Genomic DNA, 14,652 nt, shown 5'->3' on the forward strand with positions numbered 1-14,652 from the left:
CTGAAAATTGAAAGAGGTGACTCCTTTGAAAATATCGACAAAAGGCCGTTATGGGCTAACTATCATGATGGAGCTGGCAGCCAGAACTGGCGAAGGCCCTACATCCCTTAAAAGCATCGCGGAGCGCAATCAGCTCTCGGAACATTATCTGGAGCAGCTGATCGCACCGCTGCGCAATGCCGGACTCGTCAAGAGTATCCGTGGAGCATACGGTGGATATATTTTGGCAGGAGATCCTGCGACAGTGACTGCAGGTGACGTGATTCGTGTTCTGGAGGGGCCGATCTCCCCAGTGGACTTCACCGAGGAAGATGACCCGGCCAAACGGGATCTGTGGCTGCGCATTCGTGACAGCATTGCAGAGGTGCTGGATTCCACAACGCTCAAAGACCTGATTTCATTCCAGGATCAGGAACAAAAAGACAGCTACATGTTCTACATTTAATCAAGGTTGATTATGGAACATTCAGCCATACACTAAAGCCCCCATTATGGGGGCTTTAGCCATGCAAAGCAACATTTTATACCCATAAATCAAATGAAATTTCAACATATAACGGGGTGAATTCAATGAATAGAATTTATTTGGACCACGCTGCATCCACGCCCATGCATCCGCAGGTGGCGGAAGCGATGATGAAAGTCATGACTGGCCAATATGGCAATGCTTCGAGCATACATTCTTTTGGACGAGATGCGAAACGGACGGTTAGCGGAGCAAGGGACAGTATTGCGGCTTCCTTGGACTGTTTCCCGGATGAACTCGTATTCACGAGTGGTGGTACGGAAAGTGATAATCTGGCGATCTTTGGTGCGGTTTCTGCACGAAAAGAGCAGGGGAAACACGTGATTACAACGGTGATTGAACATCATGCAGTTCTTCACAGCTGCCAGGAGCTTGAACGTCAAGGTTATGAAGTTACCTATCTGCCTGTAGACGAGCATGGAAGAATAAGTGTGGATGAGCTGCAGGAGGCTATTCGTCCGGATACGGTACTGATTACGATGATGTTTGCCAATAACGAGGTAGGAACGATTCAGCCCATCCGCGAAATAGGGGAGCTGGCACGGAAGCATCAGATTTTATTTCATACCGACGCAGTACAGGCTCTGGGCACCCAAAACATCTCTTGTAAAGATCTACCGGTTGACTTGATCAGTTTCTCTGCGCATAAAATTAATGGTCCCCAAGGTGTAGGGGCACTTTATGTGCGTCGTGGCATTGTACTGGAAGCCCAATCCCATGGAGGACTGCAAGAGCGTCAGCGCCGAGCAGGTACGGAGAATATCGCAGGAATTGCCGGATTTGCAGAGGCACTCAAAATTGCGACAGCGCAGGCAGAGGCGCACCGTCAGCATGATCTGGAATTACGGCAGCTTTTGTTAAAACAGCTGGAAATCCATGTGGGCGAAGCCCATTTTCACGTGAATGGTCATCCCGAATATACGCTTCCGAACATTCTGAATATCAGTTTTCCTGAGGTATCTACGGAAACCATGTTAATGAACCTGGATATGGAAGGCATCGCGGTTGCGAGCGGTTCTGCATGTACTTCAGGCTCTCTCGAAGTATCTCATGTACTCAAAGCAATGATGCTGCCGGAGGCATTTTTGCATTCAGCGATTCGTTTTAGCTGGGGATTGGGTAATACTACGGAAGAAATCATGAAAACTGCCGAAAAAATTGGAACCATTCTTGAACGATTGCGTAATAGACCCTAAGGGGCTCTTTTGCACATGGAACAAAAGGAGGGAAGAAGTTCCATTTCATCGGTTAGATAGAAGCGGTTTTGATGATCGGCGTCTGATTGCCACTCATCAACTTTGGGCATACCTAGCAATAGCGCCGCGCCTATTTAATGATAAGAAGATGAGGAGGACCCTGCGATGAAGCTTCAGGAAATGATCGGACTAGCCGTTTTTGATGTCGAGGACGGGAAACAGGTCGGGAAGATCCAGGATTTCATTGTTAGTGACGATTGGAAAATTGAAGGCATTGAACTTGAGAACAAAGGCCTGTTTACCAATCATGTCAAAATCGTGCAGTGGCAAGACATTGTTGCCTACGGCGAAGATGCCGTCATGATCCGTAATCAACAGGCTGTCCGCAAGACGGGAGCCGACGACATAAAACACACGTATCTTCTTGGCCAATCTAAATTGAAAGAAATGTCCGTGCTGACCGAGGAAGGTTTGCTGCTTGGACGAGTCTCCGATGTTTATTTTGACCAAGAGTTGGGAAATACAATAATAGGGATTGAAATTACGGACGGTTTTGTGTCCGATCTGATCGAGGGCCGTAAATGGCTGCCATGTACAAGCGATATGTCTATCGGTGAAAGTGCCATTATGGTGCCTGCACTGAGTGAGCAGCGCTTGGAAAATGCCATTCATTCTGTTAATGGATAGGTGAATGTATATGAAATGTCCAAATTGTAGTTCCAAAGATATCGGGAAAATTGGTTCCCACCAGTTTTATTGCTGGGGTTGCTTTATTGAACTGAACGTAAACGGTGAGAAAATGTCCGTATACCAAGTTGAAGAAGATGGAACGCTCAGCTCGCTTGACGATCTGTTCTTCGGGGAAGAGCTGCCACAGGACTTCCCGCACTTGCACGCATCTTCTTAACATGCGAGTGAAACTTCCTCTATATGCGGTTTTGTGACAACGAACGTCACGGAACATGTCGGAAAGCGACGACAGATGTGTATAGATGACAGTTACATAGCAGTCTGTCCAGCCTGCATTAATGTATGCTGGGGCAGGCCTTAACATGCGTCTCCTTCCTTAGTGAAGGGGCGCTTTTTTGTTTTCTTCTTTTCCACATCTGTGCGGGGTTAATAAATATTCCCTTTCCTACATATACTGACTCTCAGAGCCAGTCCAAAGGGGAGAGATGCAAGTGGAGCAATTAACCAAAAACAAGCTGTTCCGTTATGCCATCTGGCTGCTGCTCGGCTTGATCATTCTGTATTTTATATGGCTGCTGAGGCCCTTGCTGCTTCATATATACGGATTCCTGAAAACCGTACTTGCACCGTTTATCGTGGCCCTTATTATTTCCTATGTGCTTAATCCCATTGTAAGTATGTTGGGTGGACGGAAGGTGCCACGCTCCATCGCTGTTTTGCTGATTTATGCTTTTTTTCTCACCTGTATCGGCGTCATCCTCATGAATGTCATTCCGGTGCTGATTGAACAGCTTGAAGAACTGAATGAGCATATGCCTGAATTGTCGATGCGCGCGCAGAGCCTCATGAACAGCATGGATCATAAATTGATGCCACCAAGCGTACGCACAGGCATGAACAGCTGGTTCTTCCAGATGGAAGACCGTCTTACTCAAGGCATAACGATGCTGATGGACAATATCGGAGCCACAATCAATGTGCTGTTTAACGTATTTATTGTGCCGTTTCTCATTTTCTATATGTTAAAAGACTTTGAGGTATTCGAACGCACGGTCGTTGCGTATCTACCGCGTTCTCGCCGCAAAGCCATCGTATCGGTTATGAAAGAGATTGATACAGCACTCGGTAATTATATTCGGGGACAGTTCATCGTCTGTGTCATTGTTGGCATCTTCGCCTATATCGGTTACGTGATTATTGATATGCCTTACGCGCTGCTGCTGGCAAGCATAGTGGCTGTATTTAATATTGTGCCATACCTGGGCCCTTTCCTGGGTGCGGCGCCAGCTGTAGTTATGGCTTCAACCGTATCTGTTAAAATGGTCCTGCTGGTGGTCATCGTAAACACGCTATGCCAGGTACTGGAGAGCAACGTCATCTCCCCGCAGGTTGTAGGGCGGACGCTGCATCTGCATCCATTGTCGATTATTTTTGCGCTGCTTGTAGGTGGAGAACTGGCAGGAATTGTAGGTCTTATTCTGGCGGTACCTGTTTTTGCCGTTCTGAAAGTCATCGTGCAGCACTTTTTTGCCTACTACATCAAGCGAAGGACGGATTAAAAGCTCGAGGATGAGGCGTCCTGGGGGGTACATTGACACTCGCATGGCGTATCGATATAATGAAGTCACATGTTTCAAAAATGAAATCGATGATGAAATGAAGTACGCCGGGGGTTCCTTTCCTCAGAGAATAGACTTCTTCGGATCAGATTCAGATCTGACCGATGGCTGGAAGAGTCTTGAAAGTTGAAGCGGCGGAAAGCTGATTTCGGAGTGCAGGACAACCCTGCCGGGCGCGACCGTTATTCGCATCAACGAGGAGATTGCTGATTGGTCCGAAATGAGGGACATGCAGCAATAACCAGGGTGGTACCGCGATAACATCGTCCCTGATATTTCAGGGGCGTTTTTTGTGTTTGTTTTTACAAAAGCAATGTTTACCAACCGGAGCAATTCGCACCGGACCATTATAATTAATTGGGGGCAGTTCGTATGAAAGCCAGTGAAATCCGTTCCAAATGGATAGAGTTTTTTGCAAGTAAAGGTCACAAAATCGAGCCAAGTGCATCGCTCGTACCTCACAACGATCCATCCCTTTTGTGGATTAATGCGGGAATGGCACCGCTTAAGCCGTATTTTGACGGACGTGAGAAACCGGAGAATCCGCGTCTTGCGAACTCCCAAAAATGTATTCGTACCAACGATATCGAGAATGTCGGCAAAACACGCCGTCACCATACGTTCTTCGAAATGCTGGGTAACTTCTCCATTGGAGATTACTTCAAAGAAGAAACCATTACTTGGGCATGGGAATTCCTGACCAGCAAGGAATGGATCGGATTCGATCCAGAGCGTCTGTCGGTAACGGTTTATCCGGAAGACGAAGAGGCTTTCAAACTGTGGAACGAAAAAGTGGGATTGCCGGCAGAACGTATCATCAAACTGGATGAGAACTTCTGGGATATTGGTGAAGGCCCATGCGGACCTTGTACTGAAATATTCTATGACCGCGGTGAAGCCTACGGCAATGACATGAACGATCCGGAAATGTACCCGGGCGGGGAAAACGAGCGTTACCTTGAAGTATGGAACCTGGTATTCTCCCAGTTCAATCACAACAAGGATGGCAGCTATACACCGCTTCCTAACAAAAACATTGATACAGGTGCTGGTTTGGAGCGTTTTGCGTCCATTCTGCAGAACGTGGATTCCAACTTTGACACAGACCTGTTCCAGCCGATGATTCAAAGAACAGCGGCACTTGCCGGTGTGAAATACAACGACAGCGTGGAGATTGATGTAGCCCTGAAAGTTATTGCTGACCATATCCGTACCGTTGCTTTTGCAGTAGGCGATGGCGTTCTGCCAAGTAATGAAGGACGTGGATACGTTATCCGCCGCCTGCTGCGCCGTGCTGTACGCTACGGAAAGGTTCTCGGATTGGACCGTCCATTCCTCTATGAACTGACAACAACCGTTGGAGAAGTCATGGGCGTATACTACCCAGAGGTGGTAGACAAGCAGGAGTTTATCGCGAAGGTCATCAAAACCGAAGAAGAACGGTTCCACGAAACACTTAGTGACGGATTGGCGATTCTGGCAGACATCAGTGCTGCAGCCAAATCCGAAGGTCGTACGGTGATCAGTGGTCCGGAAGCATTCAAATTGTATGACACATATGGCTTCCCGTTTGACCTTACTGAAGATTATGCGGCAGAGCATGGCTTGACTGTTGATCGTGAAGGGTTCGATGCATCCATGCAAGAGCAACGTGATCGTGCCCGTGCAGGCCGTCAGGAAAGCGAAAGCATGAAGGTCCAAGGCGGACCACTTGCCGATCTGGAGGTTAAAAGCGAGTTTGTTGGTTATACTGACCTGTTGACGGAAGCAAAGGTGGTTGCCATCGTTGCAGGCGATGCCCTTGTCGATTCCGTAAGCGAGGGACAAACCTGTCAGGTGATCCTCGACAAAACTCCGTTCTATGCAGAGAGCGGCGGACAAGTCAGCGACCAGGGCTTGCTGAGCGGAACAGGCGTTACTGCCAAAGTACAAGGGCTGTTCAAAGCTCCGCAAGGACAGCACGTACACATGGTAAGCGTTGAGTCGGGTGAATTGCGTGTAGGTGATGTGATTCAAGCGGAAGTGGATGCGTCCAAGCGCGGAGATATTATCAAAAACCATACCGCTACCCATTTGCTGCACAAAGCGCTTAAGGATGTACTGGGTACGCATGTCAATCAGGCAGGTTCCCTTGTGGAGCCGCAGCGTCTGCGGTTTGACTTCTCTCACTTCGGCAGCATTACGCCGGAAGAATTGACAGAGATTGAACGTCAGGTGAATGAGCAGATCTGGAATCGCCTGAATGTGAACATTGAACTGAAGGCCATTGATGAAGCCAAAGAAATGGGCGCTATGGCATTGTTCGGTGAAAAATATGGAGATATTGTACGTGTCGTACAGATCGGAGACTACAGTTTGGAACTTTGTGGCGGCTGTCACGTAAACAATACATCGGAGATTGGCATGTTCAAGCTTGTCAGCGAGAGCGGCATTGGTTCCGGTGTACGCCGGATTGAGGCTGTAACAGGTCGTGGTGCGTACCTCTTCGTTGAAAGTCAGCTGGAGCTGCTCAAACAATCCGCAGCCCTGCTCAAAGCCAATGTTGCAGATGTGCCTAAACGGATCGAAGGTCTCAACCAACAGCTGAAAGAAGCTGCGAGAGAAACGGAATCGCTGCAAAGCAAGCTGAGTGCCATGGAAGCAGGCTCGTTGACGGATCAAGTGGTACAGGTAGGAGATACACAAGTACTCGCAGCTCGTGTGGACGCGCCGAACATGGATGCCCTGCGTACTGTTGCCGACGAATTGAAAGTGAAATTGCCTGATGCTGTGCTCGTTCTGGGTGCTCCTGCAGATGGCAAAGTAAACTTCGTCGTTGCTGTTCCTGCTGAGAAAGTGAAGCAAGGTCTTCATGCCGGTAAAATCGTCAAGGAAGTTGCAGCAGTATGCGGCGGCGGCGGCGGCGGACGTCCAGACATGGCACAAGCCGGAGGCAAGGATGCGTCCAAGCTGGATGAAGCGCTGAAACTGGCCGTTTCACTCATCGGTTAGCATATTGCATAAATCCAATAAGCGGCTTTCAATGACCAAAATATAGATCGAAATGGTTCTATTCGGCTATATTTTGTTCCCGGGAGCGAGTGGAATCGAATTATGCAACATGCTGAGGTTAATAACGGACAAGCAAAAAACACAATTGCATTCTCCTTTGTTTACTCGTGGCAGTCAGAATATGTTATTATATAAGCAGAAATCAATTCGGCAGGACATGGTCCCCATGTTCATGCAGGAGCGAGGTGTCATCAATGGACTCCATGGATAAGACGGTTAAATTTAATGTGAAAGCTGACGAGCAGGAAGCATCCTCCAAAGAGATTCTTCTCACGGTGTATGATGCACTGGTGGATAAGGAGTATAATCCAATCAACCAGATTGTCGGGTATCTCATTTCGGGAGACCCTGCATACATTCCTCGTCATAACAACGCACGCAGTCTGGTCCGGAAGAAGGAGCGCGACGAGCTGATTGAAGAGCTTGTACGTTCTTATCTGGCCAATCACCGGTAATGTATACCGCTTCCGCTGTGAGCAGCCATGCATGCAGCGGGAAATGAACCGACAGAAGACAGCCTGAAGCTTGAGAAGGGAAGAATCTTATCTTCCCGCGCGGGCTTGAGGATGGGAGAGCATGGATGAAAATATTAGGTTTGGACTATGGGGACCGAAGAATCGGAGTTGCCGTTAGTGACGCCTTCGGTTGGACTGCCCAGGGATTAGAAGTGCTTGAACGCCGCCGGGATGAAGGTGAGTTCGGTCGTATTGCTGAACTTGTGCGTGAGCACGAAATCAGCGAGATCGTTGTCGGGCTCCCCAAAAACATGAACGGCACCGTAGGGCCGCGTGGTGAAATTTGCATTGCTTTTGCCGAACGCCTGCGGGGCGAACTGAATTTACCTGTTCACCTTTGGGATGAACGGCTGACAACCATGGCAGCAGAACGAACGCTGCTTGAAGCGGATGTCAGTCGGAAAAAACGCAAGCAGGTTGTGGACAAAATGGCCGCAAGCTTGATTTTGCAAAATTATTTGGATGCGAACAGTAAAAGGTGAGGGGGATCAACAATGGCTGAAGATCGACTGGGTATGGAAGAAGAATCGGAGATTATTTACATCGCGGATGACGAGGGCAATGAAGAAGAATTCGAAGTCATCATGAAGTTTGAAGTGGATGGGTCGGAGGCCAAGTATATGATGGTTGCTCCGGTTGAACCTGAAGATGGCGAAACGGATGTATATGCATTCCGTTACGAAGAAGATGGCGACGATATTAAACTTTTCGTCATCCAAGATGATGCCGAATGGGATATTGTCGAGGAGACGTTTAATACATTTTTAGCTGAAGATGAAGAGGAAGCGAACTAAATGACGGAATATAGCCGCAAAGACCTGAAATGGACAGATTCACTGCGTCTGGCATTCGGTGCTCATGTTGAGCTCGAGGAAGAGAACGGTAAATCGCAACCGTATGACTTGTTGGCTGAGTTTGAAGTGCATGGTCAACAGTACGCGGTACTCCGCAGTTCATTGCGTCCTTATGACGAGGTTGAACTTCTGCGGGTATTGCCGGGAAGCGAAGACCAGATCATGCCGGAGTTAGTTACGATTGATGATGACGATGAATGGGAGAACATATCGGAATTGTACGATGAGTGTACTCTCCCTATTGATGAAGATTAACCAGCTTCAAATTGAAGAAACCGGAAGGGCGGAGAAGTCCGCTCTTTTTGGTTGTGTAAAGGAGTTGTGTCTTTTTTGAAAGGGAAAGCCATACTAGTCGTTCTGCTTATCATTGTGATTGCAGCTGGAGGAGCGGGTGCGGCGGTCTGGAACATGATGCGTCCCGTTGCGGCTTCGGCAGATCCGGTCGTATTCGAGATCAAAAGCGGATCAGGGACATCCCAAATTGCCGATCAGCTGGAACAAGAAGGACTGATTCGAAGCGGTTTAGCCTTCAAGGGATATTTGAAATGGAAGAAGCAAGGATCGAGTTTTATGGCAGGTACATATTCGATGAATCCTGGCGTGTCATACGATGAGATTATTAGCAAGCTGAACAGCGGTGAAGTGGTGCCCGAAGAAATGGTGAAATTTACGATTCCTGAAGGATATACCGTGCTGCAAATGGCGGATAAGTTGTCTGCGGAAGGTGTAGTCGATCGTGAAGAATTCATCAAGCTGGCAAACGATCCGTCTTCCTTCGATGTCGATATCATTAAGGATATTCCGGTGGATGAAGAACTTCGTTACGTCTTGGAGGGATACTTGTTCCCTGAAACCTATGAGCTCAAGAAGGGGAGCTCCACCCATGACGTCATGCAGCGAATGCTTGAAGAATTTCAGACCAAAATCAATACCATACCGGATCTGGGTTCCAAACTGAAAGCCCGCAATCTCTCTTTGCATGAGCTGCTTACGATCGCTTCCCTTGTGGAGCGAGAAGTTGTGGTGGATGAGGAACGTGCTCTGGTTGCAGGGGTTATTGATAACCGGATCAAGCAGGACATGAAGCTGGAGATTGATGCAACCGTTCAGTATTTGCTGGACAAGCCCAAGGCACGATTGTTGTTCAAAGACTTGAAGGTGAAGAGTCCATACAATTCGTATCTCAACAAGGGACTGCCGCCAGGGCCGATTGCAAGCCCAAGTTTGGAATCCATTGAGGCGGCTCTGGCACCGGAAGCTTCAGACTACCTGTTCTATGTTACGAAGAAGGATGGATCATCCGGGCATCTGTTTGCCAAAACGTACAAGGAACATCAGCAAAATATAGCCAAAAGTAAGGCTGCGCAATAAGCGGAGGGGATGTATATGAGTAAGAAACATGAACTGCTCGTTACGGCAGCAAATGTTAAGGAAGCAGAAGTACTGCTGCAGGCCGGAGCAGATGCCTTGTTAATTGGAGATGATCGCTTCGGGATGCGATTACCCGGCAGTTTCACTGTGGAAGAGACAGCAGAAGTAGTTGCCCTGGCTACCAAACATCAGGCTCGTGTATATGTATCCATGAATAACCTGATGTCCAACGAGCTGTTGAAGGAGCTCCCTGCGTATGTTCAAGCTCTGGGCGGCATTGGGGTCCATGCCGTGGAATTTAACGATCCATCCGTTCTGGCTGCGATTAAGGAGTACGCTCCCCATATCCAGCTGCACTGGAATGCGGAGATGACTTCAACGAACTACGCAACGGCAAACTACTGGGGCAATAAAGGTGCCAGTCGTGTTGTACTCGCCAGAGAGCTGAACATGGATGAGCTGACGGAGATGGTTCCTTTTCTAAAAGTTGAAGCTCAGGTCCAGGTGCATGGCATGACGAATATTTATCATTCCAAACGCAGTCTGGTGCAAAGCTATATGGCTCATCAGGGGCGCCCGGTAGAGGGGCACCTTGGTAAAGAACGCGGGCTATTTCTGATTGAGGCAGAACGCCGGGATGAGAAATTCCCGATTTATGAAGATGTCAACGGTACGCACATTATGAGTTCTGAAGATATTTGCATTTTAGAGGATCTACATCTGTTGATGGAGGCAGGTGTTCATAGCTTCAAGATTGAAGGTATTCTCAAACCGCTGGTTTATAATGAGGCTGTTGTCCGGGCATACCGGAAAGCTATTGATTGTTATGCAGCAGATGCGGATGCATATGCTTTTTCGGATGAGTGGCTGGATGAGGTCCGCCAATTGCAGGATCCTGAACGGGAGCTGTCATTTGGCTTTTTCTACAAAGAACAGGTGTATTAATAGACGAGGTGAACGAAATGGAAACAGTGGCGGTACAGCGGAAGTTCTCGGGTAAACGTAACCGTCTGGACAAACCGGAGCTTCTTGCTCCGGCGGGGAATCTGGAAAAACTTAAATTTGCGATTCATTATGGCGCAGACGCTGTGTATATTGGCGGACAGGCCTATGGACTTCGTTCCAATGCAGACAACTTCAGCTTTGAAGAAATGCGTGAAGGTGTGGAATTTGCCAACAAATACGGCGCCAAAGTATTTGTGGCGACCAATATCTATGCACATAATGAAGACATTGAGGGCATTGAGGCATATTTGCAAAACTTGTACAATGCGGGTATCGCAGCCGTGATCGTGGCGGACCCGGCGATTATTGAAGTCGCTCAGCGTGCCGTACCCGGCCTTGAGGTGCACCTAAGTACACAGCAGTCTACATTGAACTGGCAAGCCGTGAAGTTCTGGAAAGACGAGGGACTCCCGCGTGTGGTTCTGGGGCGTGAAACCAGCTTCGAGGAGATCGAAGAGATCAAGGCGAATGTCGATATCGAGATTGAAGCCTTCATTCATGGGGCTATGTGTTCCTCCTATTCCGGACGCTGTGTGCTCTCCAATCACTTTACAGATCGGGATTCCAACCGGGGGGGCTGCTGCCAATCCTGCCGCTGGAAGTATGATTTGTTTGAGGATGCCAGAGAAGACGCGGTGTGGGTAAGCGAGGAAGAAATGCAGATGCAGGCACCGGCACCTTTCAAGCTGGGTGAGAACCAGCTGCCCCTGTTCCAGGAACAGGATAATTCATTCTCCATGGGATCGAAAGATCTGTGCATGATCGGCCATATTCCCGAGTTGATTGATGTAGGCGTGGATAGCTTCAAAATTGAAGGTCGCATGAAGTCGATCCACTATGTGGCTACTGTCGTGAACGTATATCGTCAAGCGATCGATGCTTACATGGCTGATCCGGAAAACTATGTGTTGAAGCCGGAATGGGTCGAAGAGATGAATAAGGCTGCCAACCGTCCGTTAAACACCGGATTCTTCTATGATACACCGGACCATGAGGATCACATCTACGAGCCGGAAGAAAAAGCGGTACCTTATGATTTTGCCGGATTGGTTATGGACTACGATGCCGCTACAGGAATGGCCACCATTCAGCAGCGGAATCATTTCAAGCCTGGACAAGAGATCGAATTTTTCGGTCCAAACGGCACCTTTTTCAAACAGGTTGTAGGTGAAATTCAGGATGAAGAAGGCAATGTACTGGACGCAGCAAGGCACCCACTGCAGTTGATCAAAATGAAGGTAGACCAGCCTGTATCCTATTTTGATATGATGAGAAAAAAGAAATAGGTTAAATGACCTATCGATAACAAAATTGTGTTATGAATTAACAATATGTTGTTATGAATCTAACGATTTAGCCCTCCGTATATCGGTATATGGGGGGCTTTTTTTTATAGAAAAATAGGAAAAAAGTTGCAAAATATTTTTTAAAAACAAAAGGGGAAAGGGGAAAACTGTCGAATATTACATATTTATAGGGGAGAGAAAGAAAAACAACTAGCAAAATGGCAGGTGAATGGAATTGGTTCAAAAGAAGCAGAAGGACAGTGGGGAAAAGGTGAAGAAACCAGTGAAGGAAAAAAAACCGAGAGAGCAAAAGTTTAAGAAATTGAGCTTCTTCAAAAGCAAGACGGAAAAACCATCGAATAAGAAGCCATTTAAGCTGGATTGGAAAAAGATCCAGTGGAATAAGATGGGAGGGACAACGTTAACTCAGGTCAGGAAGGCAAATCCGGTTAAATCGGTAGGGGTCAAACTATTCTTAATCTTTTTTGCGGGGATTATGATTTTTGTTATTAGTTTGGGTCTATTATCCTACTCGAAAGCCAAAAACACCATTGAGGAAAATGCCTCCCGGGCAAACCAGGAAACGATTGATCAAACCAAAGAAAAAATGGATATCATTCTGGAGCGTTTTGTGGATACGTCAACCCAGATCTTCTTTGATCCGGAGATGCAATCCTTGTTGCAAAACATGTCTAATAAAGATTTGACAGCATATGATATGTTCATCAATTCAAGCTCGATCAATAAACAGCTATCCAATGTTGCTTTTACAAATAAATCTATGGAAGCGATTTATTTGGTGCCGACAGATGATACCAAGTCTACCATGGGAACCGGCAGCAGCAGTGCATCCATGGGTGATATTCGCAGCGAAGCTTGGTATAACGAAATCGTACAGTCCGGCGGATATCGCTGGCTTCCAACAGAAATTAAAGAAGACGGAAGTGCGCCAACGTTCCGAATAGCCCGTTCCATGAAAAACCTGCAGGGGACAAATCAGTCCTATGTCTTGGTGATTGAGTTGAAACTGGAAGTTTTGGAGGAACAGTTGAAATCGCTTAATCTTGGAGAGGGAGCTGTAATTCAGCTTATTGCTCCGGATAAAAAAGTTGTTGCCTCAACGATTGCTGACCGCACAGGTAAGGAGACAGAGCTCGCATTTTACGGAGAATTGACTGAAAAGACAGGCAGTACCAATGCAGCGTATGCGGTTGATGGGAAATCGACCGATATGCTTGTCGTTTACAGCACGATGGAAACGTCAGATTGGAAGTTGATTGGAATGGTGCCTACTTCAATGCTGGTTAAGGATGCCAAAGGCATTTTGACACTGACACTGTGGATGGCATTGGTTGATGCAGCCATTGCAGTATTGATTGGGGTATGGATGGTACGTATGATTGCCCGTCCGCTGGGAAAATTGAAAGACCTCATGCAGGAAGGTGCCAAAGGAAATCTGAAGGTACGTACACCGTTTACCTCCAAAGATGAGATTGGTCAATTATCAGCCGCCTTCAATCTGATGATGGAACAGATCACGAAGCTGGTTGAGCAAACGAATCGTTCCGCACAGGAGGTACTGGATACCGCTTCCGAGCTAAGCAATGCATCCAAGAAGACGGCCATTTCCGCATCGGAGATTGCAGTAGCAACGGAAGAGATTGCAGGTGGTGCAAGCAGCCTGGCTACCGAAGCCGAGCGTGGTAATGAGTTGACTGATAATATCTCACGTCAGATGCAGAGTGTTGTAGCCGCGAACGAGGAGATGGGGCAATCCGCCCGTCATGTCGAGCAGTCCAGTGAGACAGGCACACAGCACTTGAATCAATTAATGACGAAGACGCAGAAGACCGAAGAGATGATCGGTGCTCTGGTGAACAAGGTAGACTCCCTGAAAGAGAGTACATCCTCCGTTCTGAAGGTTCTGGATGTGCTTCAGAATATTACGAAGCAGACGAATATTCTGTCACTGAATGCCACCATTGAAGCAGCACGTGCCGGTGCAGCCGGACGCGGATTCATGGTTGTTGCTGGTGAGGTTCGTCAACTCGCCGAGCAATCCAGACAATCCATTGACATGGTGGGCGAGATTACCGATAAGATCATGCATGAGATGAATGAAACGGTGGCTGCATTGTCCAATGTAAATCCTTTGTTCCGAGAGCAGATGGATGCCGTTAAAGATACCAATGTGATCTTTGCTTCGGTTCAAGAGCAGATGGGAGCATTTGTAGAGAAGCTGGGCATGGTAACGGACTCCATCGGGGATCTGAGCAAGTCTCAAGGTACATTGTCTGAGGCGATGAGTAATGTAAGCGCAGTTGCCGAGGAATCCTCTGCAACCTCTGAAGAAGTGGCTTCCTTGAGCAGCGAGCAGCAGAATATCAGCAATCAGTTAGTAAACTTGTCCGATAAGCTCGAGAATGTATCGACTGAACTGAAAAATACACTGTCACGCTTTACGGTATAATCAAATACAAATAGTGTGAAATCTCTTCAACAAACCTGTTCCGTTTCTGGAGCAGGTTTGTTGCTGTTT

The 14,652-nt window shown here is 47.6% G+C and carries 14 protein-coding genes; all 14 read left to right on the plus strand.

Going from position 1 to position 14,652, the window contains the following annotated elements:
• Positions 1–25 precede the first annotated feature (25 nt).
• The 14 genes from cymR to GUA98_RS24170 all read left to right on the plus strand — a co-directional run bounded on the left by cymR (position 26) and on the right by GUA98_RS24170 (position 14,583).
• On the plus strand, positions 26–445 hold the full coding sequence (gene cymR / locus GUA98_RS24105) for a cysteine metabolism transcriptional regulator CymR (protein WP_127538637.1): 420 nt from the start codon (positions 26–28) through the stop codon (positions 443–445).
• A 125-nt stretch (positions 446–570) separates the two neighbouring features.
• Positions 571–1,722 (plus strand): cysteine desulfurase family protein, encoded by a 1,152-nt coding sequence (locus tag GUA98_RS24110; RefSeq protein ID WP_193724637.1) that lies wholly within the window; start codon positions 571–573, stop codon positions 1,720–1,722.
• A 165-nt stretch (positions 1,723–1,887) separates the two neighbouring features.
• Positions 1,888–2,409 carry a PRC-barrel domain-containing protein gene (locus GUA98_RS24115; RefSeq protein ID WP_193724638.1) on the plus strand — a complete coding sequence of 174 codons (522 nt, stop codon included), beginning with the start codon at positions 1,888–1,890 and terminating at the stop codon, positions 2,407–2,409.
• Positions 2,410–2,419: 10 nt separating this feature from the next.
• Entirely contained in the window at positions 2,420–2,629 is a 210-nt protein-coding gene (locus tag GUA98_RS24120) for a hypothetical protein (protein WP_095289519.1), read from the plus strand.
• 274 nt (positions 2,630–2,903) lie between these two features.
• The gene (locus GUA98_RS24125; RefSeq protein ID WP_095289520.1) at positions 2,904–3,971 is read left to right on the plus strand and encodes an AI-2E family transporter; all 1,068 of its coding nucleotides are present in this window, start codon (positions 2,904–2,906) and stop codon (positions 3,969–3,971) included.
• Positions 3,972–4,403: 432 nt separating this feature from the next.
• On the plus strand, positions 4,404–7,022 hold the full coding sequence (gene alaS, locus GUA98_RS24130) for an alanine--tRNA ligase (RefSeq protein WP_193724639.1): 2,619 nt from the start codon (positions 4,404–4,406) through the stop codon (positions 7,020–7,022).
• 254 nt (positions 7,023–7,276) lie between these two features.
• Complete coding sequence (locus tag GUA98_RS24135; protein ID WP_024633073.1) at positions 7,277–7,537, plus strand: IreB family regulatory phosphoprotein; 261 nt, start codon at positions 7,277–7,279, stop codon at positions 7,535–7,537.
• Between the two features lie 125 nt (positions 7,538–7,662).
• Positions 7,663–8,079, plus strand: coding sequence for a Holliday junction resolvase RuvX (ruvX, locus tag GUA98_RS24140; RefSeq protein WP_153979719.1), 417 nt, complete (start codon positions 7,663–7,665; stop codon positions 8,077–8,079).
• Positions 8,080–8,091: 12 nt separating this feature from the next.
• Positions 8,092–8,391: a DUF1292 domain-containing protein gene (locus GUA98_RS24145; RefSeq protein ID WP_095289523.1), complete on the plus strand. Its 300-nt coding sequence runs from the start codon at positions 8,092–8,094 to the stop codon at positions 8,389–8,391.
• A complete protein-coding gene (locus tag GUA98_RS24150; protein ID WP_095289524.1) occupies positions 8,392–8,706 on the plus strand; it encodes a DUF1292 domain-containing protein in 315 nt (104 codons plus the stop codon).
• Between the two features lie 75 nt (positions 8,707–8,781).
• On the plus strand, positions 8,782–9,822 hold the full coding sequence (gene mltG / locus GUA98_RS24155; RefSeq protein ID WP_227780051.1) for an endolytic transglycosylase MltG: 1,041 nt from the start codon (positions 8,782–8,784) through the stop codon (positions 9,820–9,822).
• A 15-nt stretch (positions 9,823–9,837) separates the two neighbouring features.
• Positions 9,838–10,767 (plus strand): peptidase U32 family protein, encoded by a 930-nt coding sequence (locus tag GUA98_RS24160; protein WP_193724640.1) that lies wholly within the window; start codon positions 9,838–9,840, stop codon positions 10,765–10,767.
• A 17-nt stretch (positions 10,768–10,784) separates the two neighbouring features.
• Entirely contained in the window at positions 10,785–12,113 is a 1,329-nt protein-coding gene (locus GUA98_RS24165; protein WP_193724641.1) for a peptidase U32 family protein, read from the plus strand.
• Positions 12,114–12,342: 229 nt separating this feature from the next.
• Positions 12,343–14,583: a methyl-accepting chemotaxis protein gene (locus tag GUA98_RS24170; RefSeq protein ID WP_227780053.1), complete on the plus strand. Its 2,241-nt coding sequence runs from the start codon at positions 12,343–12,345 to the stop codon at positions 14,581–14,583.
• The last annotated feature ends 69 nt before the right edge of the window (positions 14,584–14,652 follow it).

It is taken from the genome of Paenibacillus sp. P13VS (genome assembly GCF_015143645.1).
GTDB lineage: Bacteria > Bacillota > Bacilli > Paenibacillales > Paenibacillaceae > Paenibacillus > Paenibacillus xylanilyticus_A.